This window comes from Mycoplasma sp. Z386 (assembly GCF_054343375.1).
The window spans coordinates 17,584-36,425 of record NZ_JBTGVC010000009.1 but is presented as its reverse complement, the minus strand read 5'-3'; the positions used below and the strand labels follow the sequence as shown (position 1 = coordinate 36,425).

16 protein-coding genes, 1 tRNA gene and 1 riboswitch are annotated in these 18,842 nt (G+C 24.6%); of the genes, 1 reads left to right on the top strand and 16 read right to left on the bottom strand.

Annotated elements, in window-relative coordinates; genetic code table 4:
• Positions 1–48: 48 nt before the first annotated feature.
• The 10 genes from ACXX85_RS01975 to ACXX85_RS01930 form a co-directional block, all read right to left on the bottom strand.
• Entirely contained in the window at positions 49–1,233 is a 1,185-nt protein-coding gene (locus tag ACXX85_RS01975; RefSeq protein WP_458557478.1) for a hypothetical protein, read from the bottom strand.
• 222 nt (positions 1,234–1,455) lie between these two features.
• Complete coding sequence (locus tag ACXX85_RS01970; protein ID WP_458560487.1) at positions 1,456–3,174, bottom strand: hypothetical protein; 1,719 nt, start codon at positions 3,172–3,174, stop codon at positions 1,456–1,458.
• The gene (locus ACXX85_RS01965; RefSeq protein WP_436359082.1) at positions 3,158–3,994 is read right to left on the bottom strand and encodes an ABC transporter permease; all 837 of its coding nucleotides are present in this window, start codon (positions 3,992–3,994) and stop codon (positions 3,158–3,160) included. Before ACXX85_RS01965 ends, ACXX85_RS01970 begins: the two co-directional genes overlap by 17 nt.
• Complete coding sequence (locus ACXX85_RS01960) at positions 3,987–4,835, bottom strand: ABC transporter permease (protein ID WP_458560486.1); 849 nt, start codon at positions 4,833–4,835, stop codon at positions 3,987–3,989. The genes ACXX85_RS01965 and ACXX85_RS01960 overlap by 8 nt, the downstream gene beginning before the upstream one ends.
• Complete coding sequence (locus ACXX85_RS01955; RefSeq protein WP_436359079.1) at positions 4,825–6,171, bottom strand: ABC transporter ATP-binding protein; 1,347 nt, start codon at positions 6,169–6,171, stop codon at positions 4,825–4,827. The genes ACXX85_RS01960 and ACXX85_RS01955 overlap by 11 nt, the downstream gene beginning before the upstream one ends.
• A 291-nt stretch (positions 6,172–6,462) precedes the next feature.
• Positions 6,463–7,833 carry a YbhB/YbcL family Raf kinase inhibitor-like protein gene (locus ACXX85_RS01950; protein WP_458560485.1) on the bottom strand — a complete coding sequence of 457 codons (1,371 nt, stop codon included), beginning with the start codon at positions 7,831–7,833 and terminating at the stop codon, positions 6,463–6,465.
• Between the two features lie 120 nt (positions 7,834–7,953).
• The gene (locus ACXX85_RS01945) at positions 7,954–8,529 is read right to left on the bottom strand and encodes a hypothetical protein (protein ID WP_458560484.1); all 576 of its coding nucleotides are present in this window, start codon (positions 8,527–8,529) and stop codon (positions 7,954–7,956) included.
• A 12-nt stretch (positions 8,530–8,541) separates the two neighbouring features.
• A riboswitch (TPP riboswitch) is annotated at positions 8,542–8,632 on the bottom strand.
• Between the two features lie 74 nt (positions 8,633–8,706).
• A complete protein-coding gene (locus tag ACXX85_RS01940; RefSeq protein WP_458560483.1) occupies positions 8,707–9,519 on the bottom strand; it encodes a hypothetical protein in 813 nt (270 codons plus the stop codon).
• Between the two features lie 57 nt (positions 9,520–9,576).
• Positions 9,577–10,470, bottom strand: a complete 894-nt coding sequence (locus tag ACXX85_RS01935) for an RluA family pseudouridine synthase (RefSeq protein ID WP_458560482.1) — start codon at positions 10,468–10,470, stop codon at positions 9,577–9,579.
• 3 nt (positions 10,471–10,473) lie between these two features.
• Entirely contained in the window at positions 10,474–12,987 is a 2,514-nt protein-coding gene (locus ACXX85_RS01930) for a DUF31 family putative serine protease (protein ID WP_436359074.1), read from the bottom strand.
• Positions 12,988–13,020: 33 nt separating this feature from the next.
• On the opposite strand from ACXX85_RS01930, the gene ACXX85_RS01925 reads away from it, so the two are divergent.
• A tRNA-Leu gene (locus ACXX85_RS01925) sits at positions 13,021–13,106 on the top strand.
• A gap of 73 nt (positions 13,107–13,179) precedes the next feature.
• Here the strand turns inward: ACXX85_RS01925 and greA are convergent.
• Genes greA through mnmA form a run of 6 tightly spaced genes read right to left on the bottom strand, consistent with a single transcriptional unit; the run spans position 13,180 to position 18,839 of the window.
• The gene (gene greA / locus ACXX85_RS01920) at positions 13,180–13,677 is read right to left on the bottom strand and encodes a transcription elongation factor GreA (RefSeq protein WP_436359073.1); all 498 of its coding nucleotides are present in this window, start codon (positions 13,675–13,677) and stop codon (positions 13,180–13,182) included.
• A 32-nt stretch (positions 13,678–13,709) separates the two neighbouring features.
• On the bottom strand, positions 13,710–14,330 hold the full coding sequence (locus ACXX85_RS01915; RefSeq protein WP_436359072.1) for a BC85_0335 family putative methyltransferase: 621 nt from the start codon (positions 14,328–14,330) through the stop codon (positions 13,710–13,712).
• Between the two features lies 1 nt (position 14,331).
• Entirely contained in the window at positions 14,332–14,661 is a 330-nt protein-coding gene (locus tag ACXX85_RS01910) for a hypothetical protein (protein WP_436359071.1), read from the bottom strand.
• 1 nt (position 14,662) lies between these two features.
• The gene (gene ruvX, locus ACXX85_RS01905) at positions 14,663–15,082 is read right to left on the bottom strand and encodes a Holliday junction resolvase RuvX (protein ID WP_436359070.1); all 420 of its coding nucleotides are present in this window, start codon (positions 15,080–15,082) and stop codon (positions 14,663–14,665) included.
• Entirely contained in the window at positions 15,083–17,710 is a 2,628-nt protein-coding gene (gene alaS / locus ACXX85_RS01900) for an alanine--tRNA ligase (protein WP_436359069.1), read from the bottom strand. It lies immediately after the preceding gene.
• 13 nt (positions 17,711–17,723) lie between these two features.
• Positions 17,724–18,839 carry a tRNA 2-thiouridine(34) synthase MnmA gene (gene mnmA, locus ACXX85_RS01895; protein WP_436359215.1) on the bottom strand — a complete coding sequence of 372 codons (1,116 nt, stop codon included), beginning with the start codon at positions 18,837–18,839 and terminating at the stop codon, positions 17,724–17,726.
• Positions 18,840–18,842 lie beyond the last annotated feature (3 nt).

Genomic DNA, 18,842 nt, shown 5'->3' with positions numbered 1-18,842 from the left:
CATTATTTTAATAACTTTAAATCTCATTTAAAGTTTGAATGAAAATAATTATTTTGTATTTATAGAAAGTATATCATTTACAGTATTTACATCCATAAGTTCTAAGTTGTCTGACTTATCAATTGAGTAAAAATCAACTTTAATTAAATTAGATTCTCTTGGTTGAGAATAAAGCTGAAATTCATTATAAAAAGGAAGAATATAGACCTTTTTATCTTTTTCATTTATATAAACTTGACTTACAGAAAATTGAGTTTTAGGAATATAAATATTTGCAATTAAATCTTTATCATTAAAATATGTTCAATATTCTCTTCTGTATTGCTCAAAATTATTTCTAACATATTCTGAAATAAAAGGATCTAATCAATGAGAATAACTTCTATAGTTTTCTTGAGTTATTTTTATTGATAAATGGTCTGAATCTTGTTGTTTTTGAGAATCGAATAAATCTTCTAAAAGAGATTTTTTAGCAGATGAATCTTCTAATGTTAATTTATCAAAATAAAAATCATTCTTTAAATCTTTTGTATTTATAAATTCTTTATATTTAGATTTAACATCATCATTGTTAAGTAAATCTTCTCTTACAACTTTTTGATTAAATAATTCTGTTGTTTCATCACTATCGTTAGGTTGAAATTTCTTGAAATCTTCATCTGTATTTATTATAGTCCAACTTGTTTTTCCTTTTAATTTATTTCTTGCTAAAAATGAAATTGAATAATTATGATTAGGATCAGAATTTTCATCTAAGTGAAAATTAGGTTTATCTATAATATAAAACTTATTTTCATTATTTTTATAATATAAAGTTCTGTCATCATATAATAAATTTCTTGAAATTTTATTTGTGTGAAAAACATAAAGATAATTTTCTTTAAAGAATTTGTCTTTAGAAGTATTATCGTAATTATCTTTTAAAAATTTATTAAATGCTTCTCTTTCTTCTTCTGTAATCAGATGATTATAACTATCTACTTTGTCAAATCTTCTTGGAAATTTCAGTGAAACTTTTTTTTCATCATAAAGAAATTCTTCTTTTATAAAATCATTTTTAACTTTATAAGCTGAATTCACTACTAAATTTCTGTATTTTTCCTGTAATTTAGATTGTTCTAATTGCTCTTTTTCTTCTTTAGATTCTTGAGCACAAGAAACAGCAATAAAAGAAAATGGCAAAATTAATGAAGAAGATAGGAATAACAATTTTCTTTTTTTAAATTTTTTCATATTATTCTCCTTTATTTGATTGCAATATTATTATATAACTTTATTTGCAAAAACTGAAAAAAATTTAATTTTTTAGAATAGTTTTTATTAAAAATGTGAATTTTTATGAATAATTTAACATTTTAACTTAAACTTCCAACTTTTAAAATAATTATCTACTTTCTTATACTTTCAATAATCTTATAAAGAAAAACTTAGAGAAAATTCTCTAAGCTTATTAAGTTATTTTTTAGTTGCAATAATGTATGCTGTTTTTATTTCTGAATTTAAACTTTCACCTACAGGAGCAAGGAATTTATATTCTACATTATAAATGTCTTCTGGAGGTGTATTTTCATCAGGTTCTAAACCATAAACGGTTTGTGTTTTTTGTTGTGATTTATAAAGGTTTTTTGCTAATTTAGAACTGTTTTCAGTAGTTTCTACTTTAATAGACGAAAGTTTTGGATCATTTTTAAGAATTTCTCCATCTAAACTTTGTAAGATGGAAATTTCTTCAGCATCTTCATCATTTGTTTCTTTTACTGTTGTAGTTGCATCATTAAAATAGAATTTTTCAAAATATTCATAAGTAGATTTAAAAGCAGGTGTATAGTTAACATAGTCAAAGTTTCTTAAATTTGGAAGTGCTTCAAAGTTTAATTTATAACCACGTCCTGACTCTTCCACAAAGTTATCGTCTTTTTGCACATAATTATATCTAACATTTTCAGCTGATTCAAAAATTAACTCATCAACTGAATAATCATCACCTTTATAAAGATTATCATAAAGGTCATCTAATAATTGATTTGCCAAGTTATCATCGATATCTTTTGTAATAATTCAGGCATCTAATAATGTCATATTGTTTTTTGGTCTTATTGCTCTTACTGTAGTTCCATCTTCAACGTTGCTAAAATTATCATTACCGTTAAGTGCATCTAAAGCATCACCATTATAAATAAAACCTACTTCTTGTTTTACTCCAGAGTCAATTAAAGCTGTTAATAATTCTAAACCTGAACTTTTAACACTGTTAATTTTTGTATCAGATAAAGGATGATTTGTTGATTTTTGAACAATTTCAAGAAATTTATTAATTTGCTCTTGATAGTTTTCTTTATCAACAACTCCTGTATAACCATTATTTTTAAGTTTTGGATCATTTACTAGCTCACTACCTAAAAGTAGATTATCTCTCATTGCTTCAGTTCATTCAAAATATTTGTAACCATTTTGAATTAAAGTTTGAGCAATGGATATAGAATCTTGTTTATCAAAACGAATACCTTTTTCTCTAATTTCTTGTTTTTTAGCATCGTCTCAAGAAGCTACTGCTTCTTTTAATTGTACTTTTTTACCATCTTTATCGTAATCACCAACTGTATAAGTGAAAACTTTATCTTGAATATAATAAGGGATTAAAAATTCTCATAATTGATCTTGAATTCCATCACCATCAATGTCGATAATCCCTTTGCTTTTATCACCTTCAACATAAAGAAATTGATTATAATTATCTAAATGTTCTAAAGTTTCTTTTCTTAAAAGTGATTCTATAACTTTCCTTTTATTATTAATGTTTTCTTGTGCACTTAAATTAGGATTATGTTTTAGTTTATTTGCAAGTGCTTTATTTTTTCTAAATAATCTTTCAAAATCAATTTTTCTAATTAATTGTTTTTGAATCATTCTAACAATTTGGAAATCTGAACCAACTCCACCAATAACCCTATTATCTTCTATAGCTTTAGAAAATTCAGAAACATCACCAAATTCTTTATAATTAAAATGTTTATTTAAACCATCAACTGTGCTTTTAGAAAGATAGTTTTGATAGTTCATAATAATTGGTTTAAAATTAGCAGTTGTTTTAATATAAGTTACTCCAATAACTGTTGGAACTAAAACTAATGAAGAAGCTGCGATTGTTCATTTTGCTTTATTTGATAATGCCATTTTTTACTCCTTTTTTGGAATTTTTAGTTTTATAAACTATATAAACAACATTTCCCACAACGGTAAAAAGTAACATAATTGCACCTAAAGCAAGTGCTCAGGTTTTAAAAGTTCCTTGATATAATTCGACCCCTATTGTGGAAACATTAGATGTAATTCTTGTGATAATAAAATCATCAAAAGAAAGAAAAGCTACAATAATGAACACAAAAGAAATAGCAGGAAGCATATATGTTAAATAAATTTTAAATCAAGTTTTTATTCTTCCGTATCCCAAGTCTAAAGAAGCTTCAAAAAGGTTTTTAGAAAATTTTTCACTTCTTGGATATAAAAGCATAATCCCGTAAGGAAGAGTCATAGTTACATGACTAACAATTGCTCTTATCATTCCTTCTTCAGTAGCTTTTAAAACTCCTAAAACAAGTGAAAGCAAGATTGCTAGTGAAATAGCTGTAATAATATCTGGGTTAATTAAAGGGATATTAGAACTTGTATTAATATAAGTTTTTACACTTTTATTTTTTTGCTTTCATAAAGCAAAAACGGTAATTAACGAAATAAATATAACAATTATAGCTGTTGCAATAGCTATGATAAATGAGTTTGCAAGTGCAAGTAATTTTTCTTGAGATGCTAAGTCTTCATAACCTTTTCAACTAAATGTATTTCAAGTAGTAGAAATAAGTTCTTTATCAGATGGTTTGTTAAAAGAATAGATTAAACCAAAAAATATTGGTGTATAAAAAAGAATTAAAATTATTCAAATGTAACTTTTTCTTAAAATTTCATACTTTTTAAAAAAATCTAATAATCTAGTCATTTTTAATTCCTTTCAATTTTAATAATACAATTGGAAAGAAATAAATTATTGCATAAATTCCCATCATAACTACAATAGTAATTAAAACTAAAGATGATGATCTTGCAAGATCAAATGGGTTAGATGGATTAGCGTTAATATTAATTAAGTTTCCAATTAGTTGATTTTGACCACCGTTTGGTAGCAATTTATCAGAAATAATGATTGAAGTTGCTGCAAGTAAAAATACTAATCCAATACCTGAAAAAATAGCTTTTAATCCATAAGGTAAAACTATTTTAAAAAGTGTTTGAGTTTTATTGTATCCTAAATCTGCAGAAGCTTCTAAAATATTTTTAGGCATATCTCTAAAAACTGTATATAAAGGAATAATCATAAATGGAAGATTTAAAAATACTAAACCTAAAATCATAAATCAAATAGTATTTAAATCTGCTTCATCAAACATTGTTACAAAAAGAGCTCTTAAAGAGAATGTTTTTGCTATTGTGAATATAATCAAAGGCGAAACAATAAGAGAAATTGAATAAATTTTAAACACCTTTGATTTTGCTGTTGAAACATAAAAAGCGTAAGGTAAAGCAATTATTAAACAAATAATCGCTGTTGCAATACCTACAAATACAGATCTTCCTATAATTACTCATGTTTCTTTTTGTTGAATTAATAAATGATTATTAAAAGTTTCACCATCATCGGTGGAAATAGGTGCTACTGCTTTAATAAAAAGTAAAAGTAACGGCAACAATATGAAAATAATTGAAAATAAAATATAAGGAATTGATAAAGAAAGTCTTGGATTAAATCCTGACTTTATTTTTTTCAAAATATTAGTTATCATTTGCTAAAAAGCCTTTACGATCTTTTTTCATTAAGTGTAATGCTTCTTTAGTTCAATGAACATAAACATTTTCACCTATTTCAAAATTTTCAATTGTTTCAGCTTGAATTATTTTGTTTCCTACTTTTACATTTATAAAGTAATATGACCCTTTATAAGTACTTTTTTCCACAACACCAAAATAGTGACTTCTCACTTTTCTTGATAAAACTATGTCTTCAGGTCTAATTAAACCATCTAGTTTTTCATCTTTTGCAAAATTTGTGTGGATTGTTTCAACTAAGTGATTTAAAATCATTACTTTTCCTGGTTCCACAAATTGTGCATCAAAGAAGTTAGCATCACCAATAAAGTTTGCTACTCATTTATTTACAGGATAATCATAAATGTTTTTTGGTGAATCATATTGTTCAATCTCACCATCTCTAATTACTGCAATTTTATCTGAAAGTTCTAAAGCTTCATCTTGATCGTGAGTAACAAAAATAAAGGTAATTCCTAATTTTTGTTGAACTGATCTTAATAATTGTTGCATTTTTTGTCTAATTTTTGCATCAAGTGCTGATAATGGTTCGTCTAATAAAAGGATTTCTGGTTCAATAACTAATGAACGAGCTAATGCTACCCTTTGTTTCATACCACCTGAAAGTTCACTAATATTTTTATTTTCGTTTCCTTCAAGACCAACTATTTTAATAATATCTGAAACTTCTTGTTCCATTTCTTGTTTAGTAATTTTTCTAGTTAAATATCTTTTTTGAAAATGTTCTGTTTTTGTATTAACATAATTTTCTCAATAAGAATATTTAAAATCAGAATCATCCAATCATCTTTGGATTTTTGCTTTTTTAAGTTTAGAAAGTTTAGAATCGTTTAATTCTTCTTTATAAATGGCTTGTTGCTTATCAATTTCAGCCATTTTTTCATTTGCGTGTTTTGTTCATTTTTCTTTATTTTCTTCTAATTTTTTAAGTATATTTTCACTTATATTTGTTTTTGGATAACGTTTTAGTTTAAGTCCGTATTTAATATTTCCAGAAACAGTTAAGTGAGAAAATAAAGCATAATCTTGGAAAATAGTGGATACATCTCTTTTGTTTGCTGGTAAATCTTTAATATCTACACCATCAAATTTAATTTCACCACGAGTGGTTCACTCAAAACCACCAATTAATCTAAGAATTGTAGTTTTTCCTGAACCTGAAGGTCCAAGTAAGGTAACAAAATCACCTTTTTCAATTTTTAAATTTACATTATTTAAAACTTTTTTCTCACCAAATTCTTTATCAACATTTTTTAATTCAATGAGAGTCTTTTGTTTTTCTTTTTGAATCATAAATAAATAAACCCTTCTTTAATAATTAAAATTTTTTTATAAAATATCAAAAACCTCATTATCTAAAGGAAAAAAATCCTTCTCTAATGAAGAAAAATGGGATAATTATCAAAAATATTTTGAGAAGTTTCTGTAGGTAAAAACTTTAAATCAGAATAAACTAAACTGATAAATTTATAAAGTTTTATTCTCAAATTTCCTAAGTTTAAAAATTTCATATTGCAATTATACCAAAATTCAAAAAATGCACTAAAAATTAAGAAAAAAACAATCCTCAAAAGGATTGAAAATTTATACTAATTTAAATATTAATGATCCTTCAGCAATTATTGAACCTTTAGCTTGAAGTAAATATGAACCAAGAGAATCTTTTATTAAGTGTTCATCCATATGAGTTGGATGTGGATCGTTATTATTGGCTTTATTATATTTTATTAATTTTTTATTTAAAGCAACTACTCTAATGATGTAAAGATTTTGAGATCCATCACCATCTTTTTTAGGTAATAATATTTTTTGAGCATCACGATTTGCATTTTCATTATGAACATCAAAATTAAGTTCAAAAGTTGAGTTTAAAATGTTTTTGGAAGTTTCTTGATCGTTGTAGTATTGTTCACCAACAGAAACAAACATTTTATCAGCAACTGCAGGGTTTTCAATATTGATTTTACCACCTAAAATTTTAACTTTATTTCTGTATTCTGCTTCGTTTTTGGTTTTTACTGGACTATAATCTTCAATTCAATACATGTATGACTGTGCTTCTTTTATTTTATTTCAACTTAAACCAAAAGTTTTTAATTGACTTAAATCATTTGAAGTACTTGTTGAAAAATAACCAGTATTTAACATATTATTTTGAATTGCATTTGATTTTATTTCAAGTTTTTTGACTTCATTTGAAGCATATAAATTTCCATTTGATTTTACAGAAGGGTGTTGTTCATATACAAATGTTAAAACACCTTCAGCAATAGTTTTATCTTTAATTGCATCATAGAAATCACCTAAATAATATTTATCAAGATTTGATTTTACATTTAATTTTGCTTCACTTAAAGCAAAAACTCTAACTTCATAAATATGTTCTGTTGGAGGAAGTGGTCCAAAATATATACTTGCGTTATGTTCCATCATTTGATCATTTGAATTTATTATTTGTTTGATTTCACTGTTATTTTGTTGTGTTACTGAATAATTTTCTTCTAAAGAAGTAGTGGTTGCAGGTATATCAAAAACACCTCAATGTGTGAAAATTCTTCCCATTACTTCTGTTGCTGTTTTATCAACTAAAACAACAGCATAAGATTTAGCATTCTCTACTTTGTTTCAACTTAAAGGTAAACTTTTACCATATGAAGTTGTTGAATAAGAGTTTGGATCTTGCTTTGCAGCATATTCTTCGTTTAAAAATCCATTTGTAATCCCTGAACTTGTGACAGTGATTTTTCCCATTGCACTTTCTTGAACCTCATTAGATGAACCAGGTTCTTTATTTACATTTCCGCCATTTGTATTTCCAGGGTTTGTTGGTTCTTTTTCAGTTGTGTTACCTTCTTTTTCGATTTTTGTTTGTGAACAAGCTACAAAAGCAGCATAAGAAAAAGGTAGCAACATTGCTGATGAAAATAATATTGTTCTTTTATTTTTTTTATTCATTTTGCCTCATTATTGTTAATTTATTTTCTATAAATTATATTATTTTTACATCAAAAAATAAAAATAAAATTCTTTTTAAATTGAAAATTAGTGAACTTGTATTTGACTTTTTGACTATTTTTAATGCTTCATAAAGTGTTTTCTTAATATTTTAGAACTTATAACTAAAAGTGGTAAGGAAACAAAAAATAAAACATATGAAAGCAGATTTAAACCAAAAGATAAAAGAAAATAAAGTATTTCTAATTCTTTTATAGGTTTTAAATACTCTTTAAAATATATATAACCACTAGTCGAGTGTGATAATAAAATTAATATTGTTATTGCATAACTAAACAAAATCAATTTTAAATTTTTTATTTTTTTAAATATCCCTATTAAAGCAATTAAAATTAAAGGTAAAAAATAATCTAAAAAATAAACTCCTATTTTATCTTGTATATTTTCAACATAAAAAATTCCTGATATAAAAAAAGCACTAAAAATAGGTGAAATAATAACAAGATAAATAAGAACAGGAATAATAGTTATTAAGACTCCAAAAGCAATTGAACTTATTAAAATAACTATTTCATGAATTTTTGCTATATTTCCCAGCCCATTTGGTAAATCTGGAATAATTTTTTCAATAAATTTAGAAATAACAATTAAAGCCAAAACAAATGCAGAAAAAATAATTTCTTTTGTTCTAGACATCTTTCCTTTCTGATGCAAGAAAATAGCAACTCCTTACGCCGGCATTAACCGAATCAAGTTAAAAGGGTATAATCTCAGCTAAAAAGCACCCCTGTGCATCATAAAAATTATACTATTTTATTTTCTTATTAGTAATAATTATGCAAAAAAATTCCACTTTGATGGAATTTTTTCTGTTTAACTTAATCTAACTATTATCTTAATTAGTTCTTCTTTACTTAAAGAATCAACACCTGAAATTTGCAATTTTTCTGCTATTTTGACTAATTGTGCTTTATCTAATTTAGATAATTTTTGTTTTAATTCTTCTTTTTTTGGATCTTGTTCTTCTTTTGTGACTTCAACAGTTTGTCCTTCTTTATTTAAAGGTTCTTTTATATTTTCATTAGGATAAATATTTTGTTTTTGAAAATCTTTTAAAATGGAATTTAAATCAAAATTTTGTGTAAATTTTTGAAATTGTTCATATTGATAAGCTAAAACGAAAGATCTTTGAATTGATCTTAAAAGTTTTCATGGATATCACATAATTAGTGAAAATACTGCTAATATTGTAAATAAAATTATTGGTGTTATAAAAATAAAACTTTTAGTATTTGCTGCATTTCTTATTATTGGTTCTCTTATCAATAAACTTACAAATCAAATTAAAATTCAAATTAAATAAAAAGATAAAAGGTTTAATCCACCAAGAAAAGAAAAGTTTTTATTCTTGTTTATTTTTGTAAATGAATTGAAAAATAAAAAAGTAACTATAGAAATTAAAAAAGTAGAAGTTACTGAAAAAATTAAAATTGTTTGTAGAAAGCTAGCGAAAGTTGTATTTTCTTCTTGTGAATAATTGCTATAAAAAATAGCTGTCACTACAAATAAAGCAGATGAAAGAATAATCATCAAGATTAATATAGCACTAAAAAGTCATAAACTCTTTTTATATTTATCTTTTTCATCTCATAGTTCTTGAAGTGTTTTTTCTGGTTTTAAAATCATTTAGTCTCCTTTTGTGAATATTATACCATTTTATTTAAAATTTGGCAATCATTATCTTTAATTGCTAATTTCAAATTCTTTTGGTAGTGGTGCATTAAAAATCATTTTTTTGCCGTTAGGATGGGTGAATTCTATTTCATAAGCATGTAATCTTTGATTAAATTCATCAACTTTTTTTCCATATAGCGGATCTCCATATACTGGGTTTTTAATATATGCCATATGTACTCTAATTTGGTGAGTTCTTCCGGTTTCAAGTTCACATCTTATTAAAGAAAAGTTTTTTTGATTATAAGTAAAAAGTTTTTCTAAAAACACATGTGTAATTGCTTCTTTGGAATTTTGTTTAATTACAGTCATTTTTTGTCGATGAAGTGGATCTCTACCAATTGGTAAATTTATGTGCATTATTTCATTGGAAATAAAACCTTCAACAATAGCTTTATATTTCCTTTTGATTAAGTGATTTTTTAACTGCTCTGCTAAAAAGGAATGACTTTTGTTATTTTTAGCCACAATCAATAAACCTGATGTGTCTTTATCTATTCTGTGCAAAATTCCTGGACGCATTTGTCCATTAATGTTTGATAAATTATTATTAAAATAATATAATAATCCATTTACTAAAGTTCCTTTTAAATTCCCAGGAGCAGGATGAACAACCATACCTGTTGGTTTGTTAATAACAATTAAATCATCGTCTTCATAAATAATGTTTAAGTCCATTTTTTCTGGTTCAACATTAATCTCTTTTACAGGAATTTCCTTTATATAAATTTTTTGATTTTCAAAAACGATAAAATTAGGTTTTAAAACTAATATTTCATCATTTATATAGACGTTTTTGCCTAAAATTAATTCTTTTGCATCATTTCTAGAAATATCAGAATTATAACTAATATATTTATCGATTCTTTCTTTATATTTAACTTCTAATACTAATTCTTCCATACTTTAATATTTTACCTTTGCATCTATATCATCTAAATCTGTTACTATATTTTTAGTTTGATCTAATCATTTTCTTAAAACTGTTTTTTGATTATTTCTTTTTATAGAAATTGTATCTATAATTCCTGTTCCAAAGGATAGTCCTTTTTCATTTTCATCTCCAAAATATCCACCTCAGAAAATTCCTACAACTTGTCCAAATTGATTTAATACAAGAGAACCACTCATTCCGTGACCACTATATATACCAGGTAAATGGATATTTTCTTTAAGAGAAGTATATTGTTTATTATCAATTTCTTGAATTCTGTAACTATCATTATCATATTTTAAATATGGTGATTGACTAACTTCTACATATTCATCACCACCTAAATAACCGGCGAATGTTAATTCCATTGGTAAAGGTAATAAGTTATTTTCACTATTAACTGATTTAGGAAAGTCAATTCTGTCTGTTATTAAAAAATTTAATTTGTGTTCATCATAATATTTAGCTTGATCTGGTTTAAATTGTTCTACATAAGTAGGTTTATTGAATATATTTCTTACAATCTTATCTTCTGGGAAAGTTACTTTTATAAGGGCAAAATCTGTATATTTGCCTTTTTCTGGAGAATTTTCTCCTAATGGAATAACTTCTAAATGTTTTCAAAATTCTTCAGCTTCTTTTGTTATATAAGGTGATTTGTTAATGTTGTAAGCATAAGGTTCATTTATTTTACGATCAAATCTTCTAAATACTTGCGAATATGACACTCCACTAGGAGTAATAGGGGTATTTATATGAGGTAAACTTCTATATTTTGAATTATAACTATAAGCAAATGAAGAAACTTTATCTTTATATTTTAATAAATCAGAAACCACATGTATATTAGTAGCTAAATAATATGTATTTGTATTTTTTTCTTTATCAAAAATTCAAGCTGTCCCACTTATAACTCTTGAAGTTTTAGCATTGTCATTAACAATATAATGAATGGATAATGTTCTAGATTTTAAATCATCTAAAATTTCTTCTTTGCTTTTAATTTGTCCATTTTCTGGAAAATCAACAGCAATATTATTTTTGTCAGAAGGATTTCCTTCAAAAGGAATATATAGTCTATTTTCATCGCCATTTCAATTTTTAATGACAAAATTTAAACTTTTATTAAAAATTTCAAATTTTGAAGAAGTTGAATAAAAGAATTTAGCATAATCTACTCCAAAAGGAGAAAATCTGTTTTTAAATTCATTGCTTTCAAAAAAATTCTGAATTTTGTCACCTATGGTTTCATATCTTAAGGTTTTATCACTAGAATTTAAACTACTTACTACTAAATCTTGTTTAGTTTCTATATTGTATGATTTATTTATATAATTTTTATTAATTTTTGTAAATTCAAAAATTTTGGAACTTATTGTATTAAAATTAAATACTTTAAAATTAAATACTTTTTGGATTTTTGAATTTTTTTCAGTTATCAGGATATCTATATTACCATCTTGATCATCGAGTGTTTGAGTTAATATTTTAAAATCAAATTCGTTAAAATTTACATTGTTATTCAAATTAAAAATTTGGTTAAAATTAGAAATTTTTGCAGCAGAAATTACAGATGGAAAAATATCATTAGCATTTTTATTTAATTTAAAATAATCAGTTACATTTTCATTAAATAAAATCGTTTTTTTATTCAATATTTCTTGTTCATCTTTAAAAGAAACATTATTAATAGTTATAACTTTTCCGTAGGAATAATCAGGAAATGAAGAGTGAGTAAGAGTGAAAATTATGCTAATTTTCTTTGTAATAGGATTATAAGTGTTATTGAGAACCTCTATTTTTGCTTTATAATTTTCATTTTCTTTTAAAATTATTTCTTTAGTTTTTGTTGATGAGTTTGTTTGAATATTAAATTTGGCATCATCTAAAGTAAAATAATCTAAAAAGTTTTCAGATGTAAGGGAATTATGATTTATTGAAGATAACTCTTGTAATCTTGTTAAAGATAAATTTTGTAAAGCATTATTAATTCTTGTTTTAAATCTGATGTCTCCTACTTTTGTAGATTTAAAACCAGAAACTATAAATTCTTTTTCTCCTGCGATAGTTTCTGTTCTTTTATACTTGCTTGTCATTTTAACTTTAATTGTTCCATTAAAGTCATCTGCACTATTTGGTACTTCTTCTAAATCAATATCAAATTTTTCTAAAATATCTGTGGTTTCTATATTCGGTTTTATTCTATAACTTAAATAACTTCTTAAATATGAAATATTATCTGGTTTTGAAATTTCACTTGGTAATATTTCATCTAAACCACTTTTTGCTTCAATGGCTATAAAATTATCAACACCATTATTTTGAATTTTAGTGTTGTTTCCATCGTTGTTGTTTATGAAGTCATCATAACTATTTTTTATAATGAAATAGGAACCAACAACTATTGAAATAACCGGGATTGCTATTATAGAAGATATTCCCAACCAAAAAAGTCCTTTTTTATTTTTCTTTTTATTTTTTTCCATTTTTCACTCTTTTTATGTATAATTTTTATTATTGGCTCATTGGTGAAATGGTAGACACAGGAGATTCAAAACCTCCCGCAAGAGATTGCATATCGGTTCAAGTCCGATATGAGCCACCATTTGTTTTTAAAACGCCTTTTTGAATAAAAAAGTTAGTTAGAGTAAAATTTCTCTTTTATTTCTAACTAACTTTTATTTTGAAATTTCTAAAATTTCAACTGAATATTTATCAGGAGCATCCACATCAACTTTTTCACCAACTGAATGATTTAAAACAGCTAAAGCTAATGGTGTTATATTGGAAATTTTTAATTCTTCAGGATTAGCATCCAAAGAACCTACGATTTGTACTTCAATAATATTTCCTTCATTTTCTTTATTTTTTGCTTCAAAAATTCTTAATTTAACTTTTGAACCAACAGAAACTACATTATTTTTTTCAACTTCAACAATTACTTTAGCTTTTGAAATAATATGTTCTAATTCTGTTATTCTTGCTTCAAGTAATCCTTGCTTTTCTCTTGCTGCATCATATTCAGCGTTTTCAGAAAGGTCACCTTGATTTCTAGCATCTTTAATATCTTCAATTACTTTAGGTCTTTCAACATTAATAAGATTGTGTAATTCTTCTTTAAATTGGTTTAAACGCTCTTGTGTTAGTAAAATTTCATTATCGTTTTTTTTCTTCATTTTGCCTCCAATTTATATTCAATTTTACCAAATTAAATAACTATTAATAAAAAAGTATTAGAAATTTTTATATAGTTATGTTTTAAATTTTTATTTTTAACAAATTCTTTGATTTCTTTTGTGAAACTTTTTTTATTTGTTTTCAAAACAAGCATTCTGTTTTCTTTTAATAAAGAAAGCATTTTATCTCATTCAATTTTATCATTAATATTTGCTGTATCTATGAAAACAAAATCTAATGAGCAAGAATCTAAAGAATCAATATTAAAATTATTAATATTCATATTAAATCTCTTTTGCAAGTCATTTATTTTGGAACTGCTTAAAAAGGAATTTAAATTTTGAAGTTGTTTATTAACTACATAAAATAAAAAACCTTTTTCTTCAACAAAAAGTAAATTTTTGTAATTATTTGCATCAATAGTATTCATAAAAAATTCAAATTCTTCTACCATTCACTCTGTAGCATCTTTTATTTCTTCTTGAATTTCTTCTTTAAGAAAATGTTTATTTTCTACTTCGAACTTTTTATTTTCTTCTTTATATTTTTGAATTTCTTTATTTGTATAAATTTTTAAAATAAAATAAATTAAAAATCCTATAAATAAAACAACAAACATAGAAGTAATTAGAATAATTTTTCAAATTTCCATATTATTCCTCTTCTAGTTCATATGAAAGAAATTTAAATATGTCTATTTTAGTATCATTTAAATAGAAATTTTCTTTATTTTCTTCAATGAAATCATCAAAAATATAATTAGCAATATCATATTCATCTTCTTCTAAATTGCTATAAATTCCTTTATCTTCGTCAAATTTCAAAACATTTATAGAGTTTTCTTCATCTAAGAAAAATATTAAATTTTCCCCAACAACATCATTAGAAAACAACATTGTTATTTTTTGGGAAATTTCTTTCCCTGTTTCATCAGTAAACATTAATTCTGTTTTTCTACTTTTATCATTTAAATCTATTTTCATATTATAACCTTATCAAATAATCTTCTAAAATTAGTTGTGCTGCTAATTTATCTTTACTTTTTTTTCTTTTTTTTCTTGATATGCCTGCTGAAATCATTATTTCTTCAGCTTTTTTTGTTGTTTCTCTTTCGTCAATTAAAATCACAGGTAAAAGAAAAGTTTTTTCTAATATGACTTTAAAATTCTCAACCATAATAGTTCTTTCACTTTTGTTTCCTGTCATTTTGAGTGGATAACCTAATACAAATGTATCAATTTCATATTCATTTAAATATTCACTTATTCTTTTAACTACTTTATCAAAATCATTTTCTTCAAACCTAAAATTTTCAAGTCCAGTTGCTAAAATGTTAAATGGATCACTTATTGCAAAACCACATGTTTTAGTTCCTAAGTCTAATGCTAATTTTCTCTTGTTCATTTAATTTTTCAATATAGAAATTATATTTTTCTCTGAATCTAAATTATTTTCTATATTTCCTTGAGCTAAAATTGAACTTCCACCACCAGAACCTTTTACAAATTTTAAAATTTTATTAAATAATTCTTTACAATCTTCTATTTTTGAACTTATAGTTAATAGTAATTTTTCATTTTTTGCAGAACCTAAAATAAATGTTATTTCTGGATTGTTTTCTCTTAAACTAGCTGCTAAATTTTTTATTGTGCTTGCTTCTAAATTTAAATTTATATAATATTTTTTATTATTAATTTCTATTGGGTTTATATCTAAATTTATGTCAATATTTTGTGAAGTTTTAGATATATTTTTAAAATCTTCTCTTGCTTTTTCAATTAATTCATTTACTTTTTTAAGTGTTTCTCTATCTCCGTTATTTTCAAAATCAGTTATTTTATAATTTGGTTCTATTTTTTGAATTTTATGACATAAATTATTATAAATTTCTTGATTCTTATCAATTTCTTGCTCAAAATATTTAGAAATCATTTTATTTGATGTTATAGCTTTAATTCTAAAAATCCCAGTTCCTTTATTTTCTACTGATACAATTTTAAAATCTTCTATTAAACTTGTATTACAAATATGGGTTCCACCACATAAATCGGTAGTAATGTTTTTGAATTCAACAAGTCTAACATTATTTTTATCCATATATTCAGCTTCTTCAAGCGTCATTATAGCATTCATTTTTTCTGCTTCTTTTATAGAAGTTTCTAAATATCTTCTATCAACTGAACTTTTAATGTAAGAAATAACTCTATTCTCGATTTCATCAATTTCTTTTTCTGATGGTTTTTTATCTAATGGGAAATCAAATGTTAATCTATTTTCATTATTATCTGAACCTAACTGCTTAATAAACATTCCATATTGTTCTCTTAATGACTTGAATAATAAGTGAGTACTTGAATGATTTCTTTCTAAATTTACTCTATTATCTTTATCAATAAATAATTCTACCTCTGATTTTTTGTTCAATTTTCCTTTTATAACATGGACATTATTTTGAAACTTATCTTTAAAAACTTCTATTACTTTAACTATGTTGTTATCTTGTTTTATAAATCCTTGATCATGTTTTTGACCACCGCCAGTTGCATAGAAAACAGTTTTATCAAAAATAACATAACTTAAATCTTCATCAGAAGTAAAATCAATTTCTTTTTCAGAAGAAGCTAAAAACTTAATTTTTGCTTTTAATTTACTATTTTCATAACCGACAAATTCAGATATTTTGCCTTTAATTAAATTTAAAGAATTTATAACTTTTTTCATCCCTTGTTTTTTCTCTCCACGAGAAATATCAGCATGTTCCTTTTTATATTTATCAAATTGAGAAATATCAAGTGATACGCCTTTTTCTTGAAGGATTTCTTGAGTTAATTCAATCGGAAATCCATATGTTTCAAATAATTTAAAAGCTACTGAAAAATCAAAATTTCCTTTATTTTTTTCTAATTCTTGATCTAAAAGTTTTTGTCCTTGTTCGATGGTTTGAGAGAATAACATTTCTTCATTTTTTATAATTGTTTCTACTTTTTTAACATCAATTTCATATGGTAAAGTATCTTTAACAATTTGAGTTAATTTATATAAAAAGGTTTTTTCTTTGATTCCAAGTTGTAAACCAGCTCTATAAGATCTTCTAATTAACCTTCTAATTATATAACCACGAGAAACGTTTGATGGTTTTACTCCATCATTTATAGCATTAACAACAGCTCTTATATGATCTGCAATAATTTTAAATTTAATATTAAAAAATTCTACTTCTTTATTTTTAATAAAATAGTTATTTGGATCATATTTATAAGAAGTCATTTTTTCAACTTCTTTAATAATTGGTAAAAATAAGTCTGTATCAAAATTAGTTGGAGCATCTTGTAAAATTGATACCAATCTTTCAAAACCAGCTCCTGTATCAATATTTTTTTGTGCTAACTCAGTATAGTTATTTTCACCATCATTATTAAATTGAGAAAAAACTATATTTCAAATTTCTATATATCTATCATTTTCAATATCTTCTTTTAATAATTCAATCCCTCTTGAATCAAATTTTTCACCTCTATCGAAAAAAATCTCTGTACATGGACCACAAGGACCTGAACCAATATCTCAAAAGTTAGTTTTTCTTGTTCCTTTGATAATATGAGATTCATCAATTCCTAAAGATATTCATTTATTTTTAGTAATTTCATCTTCTTCAAAGTATGTGAAATATAATTTTTTTAAATCAAAATTTAAGCATTTGGTTAAAAATTCATATGCATATTCTATTGCTTCTTCTTTAAAATAATCACCAATTGAAAAATTACCTAACATTTCAAACATTGTATGATGTCTTGTGGTATAACCCACGTTTTCTATATCATTGGTTCTTAGTGATTTTTGAGAGTTAGTTAAACGATTTTTTGGCGGTATTTTCTTTCCTGAAAAATAATCTTTTAAAGTTGCTACACCTGAATTTATTCACAACAAAGAAGGATCATTAACTGGAACTAATGATTTTGTTTCTACAATTAAATGATTTTTTGATTCAAAAAATCTTAATCATTTTTCTCTTATTTCTTTTGATGTTAACATTTTATCTCCTTTATTATAAATAATCAATTTCCTTGTTTTTTCTGTATATTTTGTCTATGATTGCTCCTCCAAGACATTTTTCACCATCGTAAAATACCACTTGTTGCCCAGGAGTTACCGCTTCAGAACCTTGCGGATAAAAAACAGTTATATTTTCTTTATTTTCAGATATTTCTATTGTAACCGGAATATCTTCTTGTCTATATCTGAATTTAGCTGTGATGTTATTTGTATTAAAATCTCAATTATTTAAATTTAAATTTGTTGCTTTTAATTTATCTGATATTAATCATTCTTTTTCCGATGCTGGGGCTACATAAATAATCTTTTTCTCTATATTATGACCCACAACAAAGAAAGGCTCTTTCATACCACCAAGATGTAGCCCTTTTCTTTGTCCTAAAGTATAATACATAGCACCTATATGTTCACCAACAACCTTATTATTTCTTATATCAACAATTTGCCCTGGTTGAGAAGGGATGTAATTTTGCAAGAAATCTTGAAAATTCCTTTCTCCGATAAAGCAAATTCCTGTAGAATCTTTCTTTTTGGCAGTAATTAAACCTAATTTTTCAGCAATACTTCGAACTTCTTTTTTCTCTAAATTTGCAAGTGGAAATAATGTTTTAGAAATTTGAAAATTATTTAATTGAGCTAAAAAATAAGTTTGATCTTTTTCTTTATCCTTTGATCTAAATAAAAAACCATTTTCTGATTTTGCATAATGACCTGTAGCAATAAAATCGCCTTCAAATTCTTGTAAAACAAAATTTAAAAATTTGTCAAATTTTATATATTTATTGCATAAAATATCAGGATTTGGAGTTCTCCCTTTTTTATATTGTTCAATAAAGTCTTGAAAAACATATTCTCAATATTCTTCAATAAAGTCTTTTCTATATATTGGTATATTCAATTTTTTTGCAACTTCTTGAGCATCAGCTCAATCATTTTCTTGTGGACATTGTTCTTGATTATAATCATTGCCTAAAATATCATTATTTATTAATGAATCTCAATTTCTCATAAATACACCAATAACTTCATGACCTTGCTCCTTTAATAAGTGAGCTGCTACCGATGAATCTACTCCACCAGATAATCCTACAATAACTCTTGCCATAATAAA